The sequence below is a fragment of the Niastella koreensis GR20-10 genome, assembly GCF_000246855.1.
GTDB lineage: Bacteria > Bacteroidota > Bacteroidia > Chitinophagales > Chitinophagaceae > Niastella > Niastella koreensis.
In genome coordinates, this window is the sequence record NC_016609.1 from 6,392,962 (window position 1) to 6,410,981 (window position 18,020).

The 18,020-nt window shown below is 45.9% G+C and carries 16 protein-coding genes; 6 read left to right on the forward strand and 10 right to left on the reverse strand.

The window, feature by feature from the left end:
• Window positions 1–2: 2 nt before the first annotated feature.
• Both NIAKO_RS25320 and NIAKO_RS37935 read left to right on the forward strand, forming a co-directional pair.
• Entirely contained in the window at window positions 3–1,226 is a 1,224-nt protein-coding gene (locus NIAKO_RS25320; protein ID WP_014221301.1) for a hypothetical protein, read from the forward strand.
• Between the two features lie 11 nt (window positions 1,227–1,237).
• Window positions 1,238–1,513 carry a c-type cytochrome gene (locus tag NIAKO_RS37935; protein ID WP_014221302.1) on the forward strand — a complete coding sequence of 92 codons (276 nt, stop codon included), beginning with the start codon at window positions 1,238–1,240 and terminating at the stop codon, window positions 1,511–1,513.
• Window positions 1,514–1,601: 88 nt separating this feature from the next.
• Here NIAKO_RS37935 and NIAKO_RS25325 read toward each other — a convergent pair whose 3' ends face one another.
• The 9 genes from NIAKO_RS25325 to NIAKO_RS25365 form a co-directional block, all read right to left on the reverse strand.
• Window positions 1,602–2,741 carry an XdhC family protein gene (locus NIAKO_RS25325; protein ID WP_014221303.1) on the reverse strand — a complete coding sequence of 380 codons (1,140 nt, stop codon included), beginning with the start codon at window positions 2,739–2,741 and terminating at the stop codon, window positions 1,602–1,604.
• A gap of 46 nt (window positions 2,742–2,787) precedes the next feature.
• A complete protein-coding gene (locus NIAKO_RS25330; protein ID WP_014221304.1) occupies window positions 2,788–3,786 on the reverse strand; it encodes an XdhC family protein in 999 nt (332 codons plus the stop codon).
• Window positions 3,779–4,918, reverse strand: a complete 1,140-nt coding sequence (locus NIAKO_RS25335; protein ID WP_014221305.1) for a vWA domain-containing protein — start codon at window positions 4,916–4,918, stop codon at window positions 3,779–3,781. The genes NIAKO_RS25330 and NIAKO_RS25335 overlap by 8 nt, the downstream gene beginning before the upstream one ends.
• Window positions 4,915–5,781, reverse strand: a complete 867-nt coding sequence (locus NIAKO_RS25340) for an AAA family ATPase (RefSeq protein ID WP_014221306.1) — start codon at window positions 5,779–5,781, stop codon at window positions 4,915–4,917. The genes NIAKO_RS25335 and NIAKO_RS25340 overlap by 4 nt, the downstream gene beginning before the upstream one ends.
• Window positions 5,782–5,785: 4 nt before the next feature.
• Complete coding sequence (locus NIAKO_RS25345; protein WP_014221307.1) at window positions 5,786–6,316, reverse strand: SRPBCC family protein; 531 nt, start codon at window positions 6,314–6,316, stop codon at window positions 5,786–5,788.
• Window positions 6,317–6,329: 13 nt separating this feature from the next.
• The gene (locus tag NIAKO_RS25350) at window positions 6,330–8,702 is read right to left on the reverse strand and encodes an aerobic carbon-monoxide dehydrogenase large subunit (RefSeq protein ID WP_014221308.1); all 2,373 of its coding nucleotides are present in this window, start codon (window positions 8,700–8,702) and stop codon (window positions 6,330–6,332) included.
• A gap of 35 nt (window positions 8,703–8,737) precedes the next feature.
• Window positions 8,738–9,244 carry a (2Fe-2S)-binding protein gene (locus NIAKO_RS25355; protein WP_014221309.1) on the reverse strand — a complete coding sequence of 169 codons (507 nt, stop codon included), beginning with the start codon at window positions 9,242–9,244 and terminating at the stop codon, window positions 8,738–8,740.
• Window positions 9,245–9,292: 48 nt separating this feature from the next.
• Window positions 9,293–10,162 carry an FAD binding domain-containing protein gene (locus tag NIAKO_RS25360; protein ID WP_014221310.1) on the reverse strand — a complete coding sequence of 290 codons (870 nt, stop codon included), beginning with the start codon at window positions 10,160–10,162 and terminating at the stop codon, window positions 9,293–9,295.
• Window positions 10,163–10,278: 116 nt separating this feature from the next.
• The gene (locus tag NIAKO_RS25365) at window positions 10,279–10,755 is read right to left on the reverse strand and encodes a hypothetical protein (protein WP_041347293.1); all 477 of its coding nucleotides are present in this window, start codon (window positions 10,753–10,755) and stop codon (window positions 10,279–10,281) included.
• Between the two features lie 291 nt (window positions 10,756–11,046).
• On the opposite strand from NIAKO_RS25365, the gene NIAKO_RS25370 reads away from it, so the two are divergent.
• From NIAKO_RS25370 to NIAKO_RS25385, 4 genes are all read left to right on the forward strand, one after another.
• Complete coding sequence (locus tag NIAKO_RS25370) at window positions 11,047–13,155, forward strand: phospholipase D-like domain-containing protein (protein ID WP_014221312.1); 2,109 nt, start codon at window positions 11,047–11,049, stop codon at window positions 13,153–13,155.
• Window positions 13,156–13,279: 124 nt separating this feature from the next.
• Window positions 13,280–14,098 carry an SDR family NAD(P)-dependent oxidoreductase gene (locus NIAKO_RS25375; RefSeq protein ID WP_242675469.1) on the forward strand — a complete coding sequence of 273 codons (819 nt, stop codon included), beginning with the start codon at window positions 13,280–13,282 and terminating at the stop codon, window positions 14,096–14,098.
• A gap of 19 nt (window positions 14,099–14,117) precedes the next feature.
• On the forward strand, window positions 14,118–15,035 hold the full coding sequence (locus tag NIAKO_RS25380; protein ID WP_014221314.1) for a helix-turn-helix domain-containing protein: 918 nt from the start codon (window positions 14,118–14,120) through the stop codon (window positions 15,033–15,035).
• Window positions 15,036–15,125: 90 nt separating this feature from the next.
• Complete coding sequence (locus tag NIAKO_RS25385; RefSeq protein WP_262493736.1) at window positions 15,126–15,434, forward strand: DUF255 domain-containing protein; 309 nt, start codon at window positions 15,126–15,128, stop codon at window positions 15,432–15,434.
• A 61-nt stretch (window positions 15,435–15,495) separates the two neighbouring features.
• Here NIAKO_RS25385 and NIAKO_RS25390 read toward each other — a convergent pair whose 3' ends face one another.
• Window positions 15,496–17,955 carry a zinc-dependent metalloprotease gene (locus NIAKO_RS25390; protein WP_041347297.1) on the reverse strand — a complete coding sequence of 820 codons (2,460 nt, stop codon included), beginning with the start codon at window positions 17,953–17,955 and terminating at the stop codon, window positions 15,496–15,498.
• Window positions 17,956–18,020 lie beyond the last annotated feature (65 nt).

Sequence of the window (18,020 nt, forward strand, 5' to 3'; positions counted from 1 at the left end):
ATATGAGATCTGTAAAAATCCTAACACAATGGGTCATCTTCACATTTACTTTTTTAGTACCAGGGACCATTGTAAATGCACAACAGATTAACACAACAGACTCAGCTCTTTTGGAACGGGTAGCTGCATTGGAAAAGCAGGTTGCAGAAACAAAACCGGGGGAGAGCCATTTTATGGTTGTGGGACTGGCAACAGTAGGCTTTGCAGCTACCACAACAAAATACCAACCGCCATCAGGGTCGCAACAGGTCACCAAAACAAATAGCTTTCCCGATGCTGACCGGTACGAATTCAGCCCCATGTTACTTTGGCGGCATGGCACAAAATGGCTTCTCGAATTTGAGCCCTCCTATACCGGCGGCGCCCTGGAAGTGAACTGGGCAGATTTATGTTATTTTGCCGCTCCCGGACTAACCATCAGAGGAGGTTATTTTGTATTGCCCTTCGGCATCTATAACAGGCGATTGGCCGCAGGCTGGATCAATAAACTGGCCCCGGACCCCGAAGGAATTGATTTGCCGGGAACCGATTTCGGTGTAGAAGTGAGCGGTGGACTTCCCCTGGGCAATATGAAATGGAGCTATGCGGTTAGTCTTACCAACGGCCTGCAACTATTGCCCGACGGAGAGCTTCAGCCTGCAGGGATCACAGATAACAATACAAAAAAAACAGTTTGCGGCAGGCTTGCATTGTTGCCCTTTTCCAATTCATCCCTGGAAATAGGCATTTCAGGTCTTTATGGTGGCGCAGGAGATGCCGACTCCCGACTTAGCAAAGCGAATAGCACTATGTATGGAGCCGACCTTAACTATGTTAAAACTATAACGCCCTTTCTTATAAACGTGAAAGCACAATACAGCAGAATCACCACCAATAGCCAGCAATATATCAAACCTACCGATTCAACGCTTTACACCTTCGATAACAAAAGTTCATCGGCTTTTGCACAAATATCCATCAGACCTGTATCTGCTGAAAGCAACCTGGTAAAGAATCTTGAGCTGGCATTCAGATATGTTAATTTTAAAACACCCGAAAATTCTACCTGGGGACAAAATTACCACGAAGAAGATATCGGGCTGGATTACTGGTTATCATGGAGGTCTGTGCTTAAGTTTACCTATGCCTGGACACACTCTACAAGTACTGCTAATGTTTCGGCCGGCGGCGTTCCCGGTATAACAGACATGAACAATCTTTATTTACAATTCGCCATCCAACTCTAAAAAATCAGGATATGAAAATATTTGAACAAAAAAAAATCACCTGGGTTATGGTAGCGGGGTTTAGCACCTTGCTGGTTGTTCTTATAAATAGCTGCGCTGAAAGCAGGAAAGTGGCTGAAAAAACAGGAGCGCAGCTTTGGGCCGAAAACTGCCAGCGATGTCATAATACCCCACCTTCGAATACATTTTCCCGCGAGCAGTGGATAACGATTGGCATGCACATGCAAACAAGGGCACAACTAACCGATAAGGAAAGAGACAAGATCATTTCATTTCTAAATCAATAATTACTAATTCGCTATATCCAACAATAAACTACCTCACAGACGCCATAAACCGGCGAAAGAGATGCACTCTTGAAATTCAATTTCACTTTCAACGGAAAGCATCCGTTTCCGGATGAATCACGTCCTGCTTGTTGCGTAATGATCCGCCCGATTTGCCGGCCAGCACGGCTTTTATTTCTGCGATGATACTGAGCGCAATCTCTTCTGCTGTTTCGGCACCAATTTCCAAACCCACCGGTCCATAAATCGTATTCAATTGCGCCCCGCTTAACTGCATCCCTTCTCTATGCAATTCATCAAGCATCCGATCGAGCTTTTTCCTCGGCCCCAGTAAGCCAATGTACTTAACATTCCGCTGCAACAGTATTTTCAGCATGGCAAGATCGTAATTATAATTATGCGTCATCATTACAAAAACAGTCTGTTCATCAACAGGTATCTGGTCCAGTGCTTTTTCCGGTTTGCTAACCAATACCTGGCAGGCACTGGCGAAACGTTCAGGCCTGGCGTATGTACTTCGGCCATCTACCACCCTAACCTCCCACCCTATGGCGCCTGCAATCTGCATCATAGGTATGGCATCATTTCCTGCTCCTACCACTACCAATGAAACGGAGGGCTGTAAAAATTCGATGAACGCAGAAACCGATTTTTTTTCGCCGGCATAATTTTTAAAAAAAGAAGACTGTTTCTGCATTGCCTCATGAACATCTTTCATTATAGCGTCGTGTAATTCCGGATATGGAATTGTTCCTGAGATATTTCCATTTTCTTCCAGGAGAAGGCAGGTCCCGGCCTGTTCGTTTTTCTTATCTTCCAATGAAAATAATGTCACCATAACCGATTTTTGCCTGAGCGCGATCATTTTGCGTAAAAGCTGGATGGGATTATTGTGATTATTGGGATCGACAGGTTCAAACAACACCTGGATAATACCGGCGCATCCTAATTGAATGCCTATAGTAGCATCATCTTCGTCGGTAGTATCGTATGTTACCAACTTCGGTTGTTGCTGGGCCAATACCAGCATGGCCTTGCGCAAAGCATCTCCTTCCAGGCACCCGCCACTGATAGCACCGGTTAACCCGCCATCATCTGTCACCAACATGCGTGCGCCCGGCCGGCGATAAGAAGATCCATTCAAATGCACTACTGCAGCCAGGGCAGTTTTTTTTCCGGCGCGAATGGCCTCATCGTATGCTTTTACTATTTCACGAAGTTCTTTCATATACAATGCTGTTCTTCTTTTTGTGAAGAACAGCTCTTTAATTTTATCAGGTGGAACTTTTTATTTTTTTCAAATATTTTTCCGGGTCCGCTTCAAATGCCACCTTGCATCCATCGCAACAGAAATACACTTTTTCTCCCTTGTAGTCAACGATATGCATAGGTTTATTCATATCTACCGGAATTCCACAAACCGGGTTGATATAATATTTTGGTGATGTCCCTGTTTCGGCTTTCGATTCATCAAACCGGTCAAATAACCCCTGGCCTGGCGCGCTGTTCTGAACCTGTATCATTTCTGCCAGTATACTGATGGCCACTTCTTCAGGGCTTTTAGCGCAGATATCAATACCCGCCGGTGATTTGATGGCGGCAATAGCATTCCTGTCAATTCCTGCATCAGCCAGTTGCTTTGCTATGGACGCCATTTTTTTTCTGCTGGCAACGAACCCTACATAGGCGCTTTCCTTTTTTAATGCCTCCTCCAACGCCTTTTCGTCCTGGTCGCCCTGTGTAGCCACTACAATGAACGAAGATGGTGTTGTTTTCACATTCGCCAGGCTGATTTGAGTGATCAATTCATCCACGTTTTCATATGTTTGAAGATTGGCGCCCTGTGCCACACCGGTGATGCGATAGCCGGCAACATGAGCCAGTTTCACCAGTGACTTTGCAATAGCAGATTTTCCAAACACTACCAGGTGTGGTTGCGGCATCACCGGTTCAATAAATATTTCTATCGTTCCATCGCTCTGACAGGTCATTTCATATACTTTAACGCCAGGGTGTTTCAATGGCAGGTTTGATTTTCCGATTATTACAGTCCTCGGCTCACCGCTTTTCATAGCATCTTCCGCTTCCCTGATAACGATGCCCTGAACACAACCGCCACCCACCCAGCCCAGGATCTCGCCAAATTTATTTACCAATGCCTTATCGCCTGCTTTACCGCTGCTGGGCGCTTCCCGCCTGATAACAGTGGCCATAGCAAACGGCTCATGCTTTTTTTTCAGCTCAAGTGCATATTCTAAAAATTTGTCAAACATTTGCCAAAATATTTTCAAGCTCTAATAAACTTTCAAGGCTATGTGCTGAACGAAAGTCATCTATTTGGGAAAGCGCAGCCTTCATACCTCTCGCTTCGGGTGCATATCCCTTCATTCCTTTTAAAGGATTCATCCAGATTATTTTTCTCGCTCTTTTATGTATTTTAATCATTTCCTGCTCAAGCAGGGCAGGTTCGCCGGTGTCTAATCCATCACTTAATATGAGTACCACAGGCGATCCGTTCAGCAGCATTTTCCCATATTTGTTGTTGAATTCAGCCAGGCATTCACCTATTCGTGTGCCGCTGCTCCAATTATTAGCCTGTTCGCTTATAGAAACCAAAACAGTGTCGAGACGGTTTGACTGTAACGATTTGCTGATCCTTATCAGGGAAGTACTAAACACAAATGCTTCCAGTTGCCTGAAACAGGCACGCAATGCATAAATAAAACGAAGCAGCCAATAACTGTATTTATCCATTGAGCCGCTTACATCCAGCAGAACGATCAGCCGTTGTTTTTGAGGCTTCTGAGCTCTTCTGAATAATTCCATTGGTTCACCGCCGTAGCCGATGCTTCGCCTGATCGTACGACGGAGGCTGATCTGTCCTTTATTACGATCTTCTTTCATCCGCCTGCGTAACCGTAATGCCATTTGCATAAACAGTTTCATGGCTATCTTTTCGAGCAAGGCAGCATCCATTTCGTTCAACCTGGAAAGATCTGTGCGCATCAATCGCTCAGTTCTATTGGCACCTGAAATGGTGCGGCCTTCTTCCTCGTCGGCAGCTGTTTTTCCGAAGCCGAGCATCACCAGGGAGGCAACGGCCTTTTTTTCAAAAGATCCCTGCCGGGAAGTTCTATTCTTTCTTTCCTGCAGATCTAAAGGGTTGGTATCCCAGTAAAGAAGAAATAATTTCTCAAATGCCTCTCTTTCTTCCGGCGAAGTACAAAAGATCGCTTTCAATACATATTTAAAACTGTTCCTGTCACCCATTAAACCTTCATTTAAACAGCGTAGAGCATCCTGTGTTTCCTGTATACCCACATTAAGGCCCTGGGCCCTGGCATATTGTCCAAAGGCCACAATGCTTTCCGCAATACTGTTTGTTTGAAATGCCTGTTGTTTCATGATGCGGCAAATTCATTTTTCACCTGGTTTATATCATCTACGGATTTCAGAACAGCTCCCAGCGTTTGTACAAATGCTTTTGCATTCATTTCCCTGTAACCCAGCGCCACCAAACTTTCTGCCCAGTCTATCGTTTCACTTACGCCGGGCGTTTTTTCCAGTTTACGTTTCCTGAATTCCTGTACATAGCCAACCACCTGTTGCAATAAAAGCTGCTCAATTCCGGGCAATCTTTTATTTACGATCAGCATTTCCTTTTCAAGGTCCGGGTAATCGATCCAGTGATACAGGCAGCGGCGTTTTAATGCGTCACTCAATTCACGGGTCCGGTTCGATGTAAGGATCACGTATGGTTTATGTTTCGCCTTAAGCGTACCCAACTCCGGTATACTGATCTGGAATACAGATAACAGTTCAAGCAGAAAAGCTTCAAATTCTTCATCGCTTCTGTCGATCTCGTCTATTAATAAAACAGGTGCTTTTCTTTTTTCCATGATGCTTTGCAATAATGGCCGCATCAGTAAGTACTCCTGGCTGAAAATGTGATGTGCTTTTTCTTCCACAGAAAGACCGGCGCCTTCCTGGAGCTTTATACCAAGCAATTGTTTTTGATAATTCCATTCGTAAACAGCTGCATTGATATCCAGGCCTTCGTAGCATTGAAGCCTTATAAGCCTGGTTTCGAGCAATTGCGACAACACAACGGCAATTTCAGTTTTTCCCACTCCGGGCGGTCCTTCCAGCAACAATGGCTTTCGAAGCCTGAGCAACAGGAACAGGGCTGTGGCAAATTCCTCATCAGCCACGTACTGGTGTTTCTCCAACGCTTCGATTATTTCACGCGGACTACTAATCGACTGCACAGGTTTACGATTTTTTACCTCCAAATATTCCTTTGATCATGCTTCCTGCTATTGAGCCTGCATGCAGGGAGCTGTCAACTTCCTTTCCGGAAAGCTGAGCTTTGAAATTATTTACAAACTGGTCAAACACCTGGTTGCTGACATCATTTATCAGCCTGCTGCCAAGCTGGGCCAGCATGCCGGTAATGCTCAATTCCATTGAAATATTCACTTCGGTGCCTCCATCCTTTTCGGCCAGTGTTCCATTCATCAGCATTTCAGCGCTTCCTTTTCCTTTGGTATCGGTACCGGTTCCCTTCAAGGTCATTTTATGAGCAGCCACATCTCTTTCCGTGAATGTGATCAGTCCGCCATAACTGGCTTTCACAGGACCGAATTTCAGTTGCACTTCACCTTTGAAATTGTTGTCGTCTATTTTTTCAGTCAGTGAGGCGCCGGGCACACAAACGATCACCTTTTCGGGAGTGGTAAGATTGGCCCACACATTCCCGATGCTATGTTCCACATGAAATGTTCTTGTGATTGTTGTATTCATAACTACAAACGTTTTATTTATCGTATGCCCCATGTTCCTTCAGGGCCTTCCACACTTTATAAGGTGTGATTGGAATATCAATGTGCGTAATGCCAAAAGGCGACAATGCATCGATGATGGCATTGGCAATTGCCGGCGGACCACCTACTGTAGGCGATTCGCCCACACCTTTTGCACCAATGGGGTGGTGAGGCGATGGTGTACAAATGTGACCGGTTTCCCACTTCGGCGATTCAACCGCTGTTGGTACCAGGTAATCCATCAGTGTACCATTAAGAATATTGCCTTCCTCGTCATAAATCAACTCTTCGTACATAGCCGGAGCTATGGCTTGAGTAAGGCCGCCATGCACCTGTCCCTGTACGATCATGGGGTTGATAATATTGCCGCAATCGTCAATAGCAACAAACCGCCGAACATGAATGGCGCCTGTTTCCTTATCAATATCCACCACACAGATGTAAGCGCCGGAAGGAAAAGTAAGATTTGGAGGATCGTAATAATTCGTTGCTTCGAAGCCGGCTTCCATGCCTTGCGGGTGGTTGGTGTAAGCTGCGAAAACAATTTCCTGAATGGTCTTTGCCTTTTCCGGAGCACCTTTTACAAAGAACTTACCTGGTTCCCACTCAAGATCTTCTTCACTTACTTCAAGCAGGTAGGCAGCGATCTTGCGTGCCTTATCGCGAAGCTTCCGGGAGGCTATCGCAGCAGCTGCACCTGCTGTAGGTGTACTGCGGCTGGCATAGGTACCAAGACCGTAAGGTGCGGTATCGGTATCACCTTCTTCAACCTGGATGTTCTCTGCAGGGATCCCTAATTCTTCTGCAATAATTTGGGCGTATGTTGTTTCATGGCCCTGGCCCTGTGATTTGGTGCCAAATCGTGCAATGGCTTTGCCGGTGGGGTGTACCCTTATTTCGGCACTATCGAACATTTTTATACCAAGGATATCAAAATCTTTAGAAGGACCGGCGCCCACAATCTCTGTGAATGTCGAAATGCCAATACCCATCAATTCACCACGGGCCCGTTTTTCGGCCTGTTCTTTACGCAAGGCGGCATAGCCAACAACATCCATTGCTTTTTGCAACCCCGCCTGATAGTTACCGCTGTCATAGACCCAGCCGGTAGGGGAATGCCATGGAAAGTCTTCCTTCTTTATAAAATTCTGCATCCGGATGTCTGCCGGGTCTTTACCAACTTTCATGGCAAACAGGTCTGTGAGCCGTTCAATGGCCTGCACTGCTTCTGTTACCCGGAAGGAGCAACGGTAAGCCACACCGCCGGGCGGTTTGTTGGTATATACGGCATCCGCTTCGGCGAATGCCGTAGCATAATCATAAGAGCCTGTACAAATAGAGAACATGCCGGCCGGAAATTTTGATGGATTGGCAGCGGCGTCTGTGTACCCATGGTCGGCGAGCACTTTAAAACGGGTGGCAAGGATCCTGCCTGCTTTTGTACCGGCCATTTCAGCGGTGATGTGATAGTCCCTGGCAAATGAATCGGCCTGTAGATTTTCACTGCGGTCTTCGATCCACTTAACCGGCTTACCCACGAGGAAAGAAACTGCAATAGCAATGACATAACCGGGGTATACCGGCACTTTACCACCAAAGCCCCCACCAATATCAGGGCTTACTACCCGGATCTTTTCTTCACTTAAACCCACATGGCCTGCCACCAACGCAATCACCGTTCTTATAGCATGTGGGGCCTGTGTGGTCATATACATCGTAAGGTGATGGTTTACCTTATCATAATCAGCAACGCAGCCACAGGTTTCAATAGATACAACGTGTATGCGAGGAATATGCATTTGTTGTTTTACCACTACATCAGCACTGGCAAAAACCTGCTCTGTTTTATTTTTATCACCTGCCTGCCAGTGCCAGATGTGATTGTTTGTTTTACCTGGTTTGTCAGTACGCAGCACCGGTGCAGAAGGATCCAGTGACTTGAACGGGTCCATAACCGGTTTCATGGGCTCGTACTCTATCTTAACTGCTTCCCGCCCATCACGGGCGGCATACTTACTGGTAGCTATCACGGCACAAACCTCCTGCGCCTGGTACATCACGGTATCAGTAGGCAGCACCATTTGTGTATCGCTCATCAGCGTAGGCATCCAGTGCAGGTTGTATTTTTCGAGGTCTTTCCCTGTAACAACGGTAATAACTCCGGGCACTTTCATAGCCTCTTCTATATTTATATTTTTGATCTTTGCATAAGCATATGGACTTCTCACAATATCCATATACAACATGCCCGGAAGCCTGATGTCGTCAACGTAATGTCCTTTACCCTGAATGAATCTTGCGTCCTCTTTTCTTTTCAGGGAATGTCCCATGCCACCGATCTCCTTTGATGTTTTGCATTGAGTCATATAAACAGGAATTAATTCGTTAATAATAAAGATGATTATACAAATTCCGGTTCGGTAGAAGGAAGGGCCTCTCCCCGGACTTTGGCGGCTGCATACAGGATGGCTTTTACAATATTATTGTAGCCTGTGCAGCGGCAGAGGTTGCCGCTAATACCCCAGCGAATTTCTTCCTCCGTAGGATGATTGTTGTTCGCGAGCAATTCGGTGGCGCGCAGAATCATTCCCGGCGTGCAAAAGCCACAATGCAATCCATGGTTTTCTTTAAAGCCTTCCTGAAGCGGGGTGAGCGGGCCACCTTCCGGCGACAGTCCTTCAATGGTAGTGATAGACTTTCCATTGGCCTGTACAGCCAGAATAGTGCAGGACTTTACGCTTCTTCCATTAAGCAGAACGGTGCAGGCCCCGCAACTGGTGGTATCACAACCAATATGTGTACCTGTAAGGTTCAGTAACTCCCTGATCAGATGTACCAGCAACAGGCGGGGTTCCACTTCATGATCGTGCTGTATTCCATTTACAGTAACAGTTATTTTCTTTAACATTTTCCAAAAGATTTTATTGATAAAATCAATTTCCACTCATGTGATGATCTATCCCCTGGCTCTTTCGGCTGCTTTGCGCACCATGCGTTTTACCAGCACGCCAACCAAATGGCGTTTATATTCTTCACTGCCGCGCAGGTCGGCAGAAGGGTTGCAATCTTCAGCAGCATACCGCGCTGCTTCTTCAATGGTTTCCTCGGTAAGGGGCCTGCCTGTTAACGCCTGCTCGCTTCGTGAGGCACGCAGGGGGATAGGATTTACATTAGTAAGGCCGATACCTGCAGCTTTACAAATATTATATTCATCAAAAGTCAGCTGTACGGCTACGCCGGCAGTAGCATAATCGCCTACCTTTCTTTCTATCTTGTGGTAGGCGCTTCCGGTTCCTGCAGGTGGCACAGGAATTTCAATTTCTGTAAGAATTTCACCGTGCTGTAAATCCGTTGTGTAGAAACCATGAAAAAAATCATCAATAGGGATCCTTCGTTCTCCCCCGGATCCTGCTGCAATAATAGTAGCATGCAAGGCCAGCATTACTGCGGGATGGTCGTTAGCAGCATCGCCATGAGCGAGGTTACCGCCAATGGTGGCTACATTCCGAACCTGGGGATCGGCAATCAGCCTGGTAACATCGGCAAACAGTGGAAAATGTTCTTTCAGCAGGTTTGAGTGTTCAATGTCAGCTTCAGTGGTAAGTGCGCCAATCCTTATTATATCTCCTTCTTCTTTGATATAAGAAAGACCGGGAATGCCGGAAATATCAATGAGCCATTCAGGAGTTGCAAGACGCAATTTCATCATTGGTATCAGGCTATGGCCACCTGAAAGTATCTTGGCTTCCTCACCGTATCTGTGCAGCAGTGAAATGGCCTCAGCTATCGTACCCGGCGATTCGTACTCAAAAGACTGAGCAATCATAATTTTATTTTTTTGGTATTTATAATGAAGTCTGGTAAAATGAAAAACATTATAAGCTACAGTAAAACACTCTGTAAAACAATGATCTTTATTAGCCTGTTAGCTGTTTGAGATCATTAAAATTCAGCCGGGTTAGTGCTATTATTCTTTCCTAATAAAGCCCTGACCTTAACAACAAAAGATAGCAAGCTTCCATTGAGCCAAACGCCTGCAAAAACAAAAAGCACACCGCTATAATACAAAACAAGTCCGCCGCCCACGGTTACACTGAATGAAATGCAAAACGATCCTGCCAATGCCAGCAGCATGGCATATTTCGTTCTGTTGCCATGATAATTAAAAACTATTCCAATTAAAGTAAGCCCGCAAAAAAATACAGTAAGTAATAATGTGATTGAAGATGTGTAGGTGTGGCTGGTTGTGAAAGTTCCTGCTTCGCCACATAGAACAAACGTACTGGAAAAGGCCATCACACACAATGGACACTTTGGCAATAATGCCAGTAAAAGCCCCGCGATAAAACCAAGTTTCTTTTTTGTGCGGGTGAAAGTGAATTCATTTGACGTTGTACATTGTTTTTTTTCACATCGCATTGCAGTATGGAGAAGACCTAACTAAAGTTACAAAATCGATCTTGAAAAATTCAGGAATGTTTTCATTAAGCAGTTTAATGAGAAACTTAAAGCAAATCCCTATCTTATAGATAAAATTAATGCCGACAGTTTTTGCAATTGTTTTTTACAGCACTTTCCTACCCCCCAACTATTTAAACAAAAAAGGTGTTTTAACGGTTTTTTTTCAGCTTGAACATTTTTCAGCCTGGACACATTAAATTAGAATGCTCCAATTGTCATTTCTAAATAAACCTTTAATAACTATTCTATATGAGCAGTAGTATAACAAAGGCGATTGCATACACTAATGGCGAAATCGCTTATTTGTCCTGGGAGATCAGCGGTATGATCAAAGGCTGTCTCGGTTTTGAGATCACCCGTCTCTATCCCGATGACCCCGAGAATAATGTTGTATTGCCTGCCTGGGTAGCTTTTAAAGGCCAGGTAAATAAGGACTGGAAACCTCAAAACACTTCGGTGTGGCCCATCCAAAAATTGAACTGGCGAGATCTGACGCTTAGGAGAAGCCGGAATTCGCTGGTCCGTCATCCGGAAGAAGTAGGAGGAAAACCTGTTCGTGTCCGGTACCTGATCAGGCCCGTCGTCGCCTACCAGGCCGGGCTGCAGGCCGTAAACCCCGATCTTCCCGTTACCTATACCGGTGCGCCCGTCAAACTTTCTTATTTAGATGAGGGGCTTACCACCAATATTTTTGAGGTCGGGGTTCAGTATGGTAGCGTTCGCGCCACGTTCACGAACGGAATCTTATCAACGCAGTGGCTAACCCATACCCTGCAAGAGCAAAAGGCAACCTATTCCAGCATCAGGGCCGCCATTAACGACCCGAAAAGTGATATCCGGGCGTATTTGACGGGCGATGTCCTGGATTCGCTGACCATGCTGATGAACCGTGCCAAGGCTAATCCGAAGGCTACACTGAAGATGGCCCTCTATGAATTGGACGACGATGAGCTCATTCAAAGCATATTGGCTAATAAAAGCAAGGTCGAGATTGTGCTTTCTAACACCTCGTTGAACAAGACCAAAGGGTGGGATGCCGAAAATGCCCCCGCGCGCGAGAAATTAAAAACATCAGGAGTAAAAATATATGACCGAATGTTCAACAACAACGGTCATATCGGCCACAATAAATTCGTCGTTTATCTGGAAAATGGTAAACCGCTCTCGGTACTAACCGGAAGCACCAACTGGACACCTAACGGGTTATGTGCGCAAAGCAATAATGCAGTTGTCGTTGACTCCCCTGAGCTGGCGAAGCATTACAACGATTATTTCGAGCGATTGAAGAAGGATAATGCAGGCTTCACGGTGCCGGATCCACTTTCCGTGGGCACCAATAATGTTCAGGGCGCCGCATTCCGATCGTCGAATATGCCTCCTACTGCGCCTGTTGTCCTCGCCGATGGAACACAACTAACGGTTTGGTTTTCGCCGAATACAGTTGAAAAGGCGCCCGTGAAGACGAAGACGCCGCCGGATCTCGCCCAGGTCTACTCACTCATGCGCAAAGCAGAGAAGGCCATTTTCTTTGCCGTATTCTTACCCGGCTTATCGAACGACACCAGCAGTGACGTTATGACAAATATCATCACCGAAGCAATTTCCATTGGGCAAAAAGACAGTTCACTTCTTGTGTATGGGTCTATTAGCAGCCCGATGGCGATGCCCAACTACGAACAAGGCAAGCCAACAGCACCCATATTTGAGCAGGGACATTTGCATGTCGTACAGGCCGTGGCCATTACGCAAAATGATATTATTGGTGACTTTGAGGCAGAGCTGCTAAGTGCCGGCCAGGCCATCATTCATGATAAAATCGTCGTCATTGATCCTTTCTCCGAAAACGCCATCGCAGTCTTTGGCAGTCACAATGCCGGTTTCAAAGCTTCGTACGGTAACGATGAGAATCTTATCATCGTCCAGAACAATCCGGCCCTGGTGCAGGCTTATGCAGTTCACGTGCTGGATATTTATGAACACTATCATACCCGGGCTGTCTTACAGGAGCAACAGGCATCAGGCAAACAGCCATGGGACGGTTATTTGTCAACTGAAGACAGCTGGCTAAGTTATAGTCTCAGCCACAAAACGGATCTGTCTGATTACATGTGTGGAAAGCCGATAGCCGCCACTACACCGGTTTCCACGCCGGTTAAAGCGACTCCTCAAATAAAAGCAGTGAAAAAAAGGGCAGTGAAATCAGCAACAAAAAAGCGATCCGCCCCAGCTGGTAAAAAGAAGATCGCCAGGAAAAGGGCAGCTAAAAATGCCGTAGCAAAGAAGGTTGTAACAAAGAAGGCTGTTAAGAAAAAGAGCGTGAAAAAGGTAGCACGCAAGATAAAATCCAGGAAAAAATAACATCAAAGTTTTGGGCTCCAGGCATTCTACCCCAAAGCGGTACAACTCAATAACATTAGCCTCAGCATTGCGCTGGGGCTTTTTTATTCTCAAACCGGTTACAACAATCCTCGTTTCAGTCACAATGAATACCTGCCTGCTTCAGAATTTTGTGTCATTAAATGCAACTATGATGAATGAGTTAAAGCACAAACGTATCGCTCTTATTACCGGAGCCAACCAGGGCGTCGGCTTTCAGGTGGCAAAAGAACTGGTAGCAGACGGCGTAACCGTATTGGTTGGTTCAAGAAATTTAGCCAACGGCCGTACAGCCGCGGAAAAGATTGGAGCTGGCGCAATCGCACTCCAACTGGATGTGACCGACCGGGTATCCCTTGCCACGGCCGCCGCTTATATCCGGAAAGAATTTGGCCGGCTCGACCTGCTCATCAATAACGCAGCCATCTCTAATATCCGGAAAACGCAATTGGGATTGACGTTGCAGGAGTCTATTGAAGAAGGCTGTGCCAGTAAAGTATCGCTGGATGAGGTGCGCGCAGTCTGGGAAACCAATGTATTCGGCACCCTTGCAGTCTATCAGGCCATGCTGCCACTTTTGCGGGAATCATCCGATGCCCGGATTGTCAACGTCTCCAGCGGTATCGGCTCCCTCACCAGTATGTCTGATCCAACCAACTTCTACCATAAGGGTTATGGCGTCGTATATCCCGGATCGAAGACTGCACAAAATGCCATTTCACTGGCGATGATGATAGAACTGGAAGACAGCAACATCAAAATCAACCTGGTTTCTCCTGGTTTTACCAAAACCAATCTTAATGGCTATGAAGGAACCGAATCTCTGGAAGACGGCTCAAGAGAGGTGGTCCGCGTAGCATTGCTCGGTCCAGACGGCCCTACGGGCACCTTCACGCGCTGGCCCAATCAGGCTATTCCCTGGTAAAATTTGTAAATTTGAGAATATGAAAAACGCAGAAGAGACGCCCCATCGCTATAATTCTTTGTCTGAAACATTGCAGGCGATGGGGCTCCCCAAGCCAGTGCATCCGCTTATCACCCTCATTGATGGGATCAGCAACAAGATTACCATCCGGGGATCCAACGTTTCACGCCTGACTACCTTGTATAAAATTTCTTATACTACCAAAACGAAGGGCAAGATGCAGTATGGACAGGGTTATTATGACTTCGATGAAGGAGGTCTCCTATTTGCTGCTCCCAATCAACTGATCGGCGGAAAAACGGATGATATAGTTATGTCAGGATATACGCTACTCGTACATCCTGATTTCCTATGGAACTATCCGCTGGCCAAAAAGATCAGGCAATATGGCTTCTTCTCTTACTCAGCCAATGAAACACTACATCTATCGGACGTAGAGCGAAACATTATTATATCCATATTTAAGAACATTCAACTGGAACTGGAAGGGAGAATTGATGATTTCAGCCAGGATGTAATTATTTCTCAGATCGAGTTGCTTTTAACTTACAGTAACCGCTTTTATAAACGACAGTTTACTACCCGAAAAGCGGTCAACACACAATTGCTGGAAAAACTGGAAGCCGTGTTTGAACAATACTTTAAAGAAGAGTTGCCCTTGCAGAAGGGGCTTCCTACGGTCACCTACCTCGCCGAATCTTTAAACATGTCGCCAAGCTACCTGAGCGACATGCTTCGTTCCCTTATAGGACAAAATGCTACACAGTTCATCCATGCCAGGCTTATCGAATACGCAAAAGAACAACTTTCTGGCACCGGCCTGTCCGTTAACGAGATCGCTTATTCGCTCGGATTTGAACACGCACAGTCCTTCAGCAAATTGTTCAAGAGCAAAACCAAACTGACTCCACTGGAATTCAGGCGCTCGTTTAACTGATCGCCATTTTTTGTAGCCGACGAAAAGTTCCGGGATGTTACTGCACAGGAAACGGGCGTACATTTCGAACACGGACTTTCATGGGCCCAAATTCAGGCTAAAGCAAAAGCTGAGAACAAATACATTTTCATGGATTGTTTTACCACCAGGTGCGGTTCCTGCCGATATATGCGCACCACCATTTTTCCCCAGGCGGAAATGGGCAGCTTTTTCAATGACAAATTTGTAAGCATTGAAGTACAATTGGATTCTACATCCAAAGACAATGAACAGGTAAAAAGCTGGTATGCCGATGCGCATGCTCAGCAGAAAGCCGTTAACGCCAGCCCCGAAAATGAACGGCCCGGGTACCAGTCAACGCTCGACAAAATGAAGAAGGGGGAAAAGACCTGGAATTAGAAGACACTAAATAATTAAGGGCTGACGATCTTCCGTCAGCCCTTTTAATTTAATGGTCTTTTTATTTTTTAGCACGCAATGCCTCTTCAATCCTTTCACTGCTGAATTGCAAATGCGCTTTGCTTACGACGTCTTTTTCAAGCACCAGCGCGGCTTTGATTTCCTTTTGCAGGGCAGCCAGATGTTGTCTTGCCAATGCAACCTGCTCTACCTGTAAAATCCCAACCGGTTTATCTGCAGGCATTTTAATCATTTCCAAAAAATAATTAAGATAAGTTGTTTGCAGATCACGCCGGTAAGCATTGATCGCTGCACCGGTTGTCAACTCATTCCACACTCCTTTCTTAACATCATTGAAAAATTCAGGCAAGGAATAATTGTCTGCTTCCCCAAATGTGCGGTTGTTGCGCTGGATCCTGTCTGCCGAACTCAGCAAACTCATAAGCACACTCACGCCTAACCTGGTAACGTCGCCTGCAACTGAACGTTTGGAAGCGATCTCTTTGTTGAATAACCATTGTGGAGTTTGAAACACCTGCTCGTTCAGGAATGCCACCGCCTGTTTCTGGCGTGTTTTGGGCACCGGAATATAAGGATCTCCCTTTTCTTCCACTGTTTTAGCATTGATATACATCCCGCCTACAATGGTGACCACATGCCTGGTGTAATTCCCCAGTTGACTTATCAAAGCGCTGTACATGGTACCCAGATTTTCGTATCCTTCATTGGGCGTTCTGGTCCACTCAGGTAATTTAGGCAGAATACGTTTAAGGTTCATGATCCCGTACGTACCTGCTTTTACGGCATCATCACCCAGGTCTTCATTCTGGCTTCTGGGATCAATGGACCCGAAAACCACCTGCGGCCCGTACCACAACCGGTGATTGCCTGATAAGCTGTCGATCACCCATTTATTAAAAAATGTTTTTTCTTCCTTTAAGTTGTTAAAGTCGGGAAACATTTTATAGCCCCATTCGATGGCCCAGGTATCATAATCACCAATGCGGGGGAAAATGCCGGATTCGGTAATATTATCTTCCGGTTGCGCTACATAGTTAAACCGGGCATAATCCATAATGGAGGGCGTGTGGCCATGCGCTTCAACCCATTTTTTATTTCTCAGGCTATCAACAGGTACAGTAGAAGAGGAACCAAAATTGTGCATGAGCCCCAGGGTATGGCCTACTTCATGGGAAGATACAAAGCGGATAAGCTGTCCCATTAACTGATCATCAAACTCCATCTTTCCTGCTTTGGGATCAATAGCGCCCGCCTGGATCATATACCAGTTATGCACAAGGCTCATAACGTTGTGGTACCAGTTAATGTGGGTTTCCAGGATTTCACCGCTGCGGGGATCATGTACGTGCGGACCTGAAGCATTTGGGATTTCGGAAGGTTTGTAAACAATGGCGGAATGCGTTGCATCTTCCAGGCTCCAGGTGCTGTCGTCGCGAGGCGCTTCTTTAGCCATAATGGCATTTTTGAAACCTGCTTTTTCAAAGGCGGTCTGCCAGTCGTTCACACCCTGCATTAAATAAGGCACCCATTTCCTGGGTGTAGATGGGTCAATATAGATCACAATTGGTTTTTGCGGTTCCACCAGTTCACCACGCAGGTATTTCTCTCTGTCTTCCGGCCTGGGCTCCAGGCGCCAGCGGGTGATCATGGTGGTATTGGTTACGCCCTGCGGATCTGTATCGAAATCAACATAGCCGGTACCAAAAAATCCTACCCGCGCATCGGCATAACGCGGCTTCATGGGTACCTTCGGTAACAACACCAGCGAGTTATTCAATTCAAAGGTGAGCGGGTTTCCGGTAGGATCAGCTGCCGATAAATAGGTTTTTACTGATTTGATCTCCACATTCTGTGAGAATGTTTTTATGGATTGGATATAGGAACGGTCGCGTTGCAATGCACTTACTTTGAACTGCAATTTTGCCCGGCCCACAATCGAAAAAATGCTGTTATCGCTGTTTACTGTTTCGGTAATATCGATCACCGTGGCAGGATTTTTCTCATTGTACGCTTTTACCGGGAAAGCAGCCAGAATAGGTTGCACACTCGAATTAAGTACCGACCGGTACATGCCATTTTCGGAAGAATCGGTTGAACGTACCGTATAAGAAATACTGCGCAGGAAGATCTTATTGGAAGGCCCCTTTTCAAATTCGATCACTCTTTCATCAATTTCATCGCCTGCAAAATAAGATTCGCCCCTGGCGCCCCCTAAACCATTTATTGGTGATTTGGCCAGCCGGCTTACCAGCAAAATTTCCCGGCCCAGCAAACTATCAGGAATTTCCAGGTAATAACTGTCTTCGGTTCTATGAACAGTAAACAAACCTTTCCGGGTGTTTACTTTAGCGTTGATCAGTTTATCATATGGTTTTACAACAACCACCCTGGCTGTATCAGCTTTTTGAGCGGCAGGAACAGAATCCTGCTTTATATCTTTTTTTTGTGCAATACTTTCCATAGCGCACAGCAAAGCTGCGGCCATCATGAATCTTTTCATGTTAGTTTTCGTGATGATTGTTTAGTGAGTAATATGGTCGGCTTCTTATATAGGACGCACGGGAA

Coding starts and splice junctions, on each gene's coding strand:
- NIAKO_RS25320 (WP_014221301.1), top strand. CDS start 3: ATGAGATCTGTAAAAATCCTAACACAATGGGTCATCTTCACATTTACT.
- NIAKO_RS37935 (WP_014221302.1), top strand. CDS start 1,238: ATGAAAATATTTGAACAAAAAAAAATCACCTGGGTTATGGTAGCGGGG.
- NIAKO_RS25325 (WP_014221303.1), bottom strand. CDS start 2,741: ATGAAAGAACTTCGTGAAATAGTAAAAGCATACGATGAGGCCATTCGC.
- NIAKO_RS25330 (WP_014221304.1), bottom strand. CDS start 3,786: ATGTTTGACAAATTTTTAGAATATGCACTTGAGCTGAAAAAAAAGCAT.
- NIAKO_RS25335 (WP_014221305.1), bottom strand. CDS start 4,918: ATGAAACAACAGGCATTTCAAACAAACAGTATTGCGGAAAGCATTGTG.
- NIAKO_RS25345 (WP_014221307.1), bottom strand. CDS start 6,316: ATGAATACAACAATCACAAGAACATTTCATGTGGAACATAGCATCGGG.
- NIAKO_RS25350 (WP_014221308.1), bottom strand. CDS start 8,702: ATGACTCAATGCAAAACATCAAAGGAGATCGGTGGCATGGGACATTCC.
- NIAKO_RS25355 (WP_014221309.1), bottom strand. CDS start 9,244: ATGTTAAAGAAAATAACTGTTACTGTAAATGGAATACAGCACGATCAT.
- NIAKO_RS25360 (WP_014221310.1), bottom strand. CDS start 10,162: ATGATTGCTCAGTCTTTTGAGTACGAATCGCCGGGTACGATAGCTGAG.
- NIAKO_RS25365 (WP_041347293.1), bottom strand. CDS start 10,755: ATGCGATGTGAAAAAAAACAATGTACAACGTCAAATGAATTCACTTTC.
- NIAKO_RS25370 (WP_014221312.1), top strand. CDS start 11,047: ATGAGCAGTAGTATAACAAAGGCGATTGCATACACTAATGGCGAAATC.
- NIAKO_RS25375 (WP_242675469.1), top strand. CDS start 13,280: ATGAATACCTGCCTGCTTCAGAATTTTGTGTCATTAAATGCAACTATG.
- NIAKO_RS25380 (WP_014221314.1), top strand. CDS start 14,118: ATGAAAAACGCAGAAGAGACGCCCCATCGCTATAATTCTTTGTCTGAA.
- NIAKO_RS25390 (WP_041347297.1), bottom strand. CDS start 17,955: ATGAAAAGATTCATGATGGCCGCAGCTTTGCTGTGCGCTATGGAAAGT.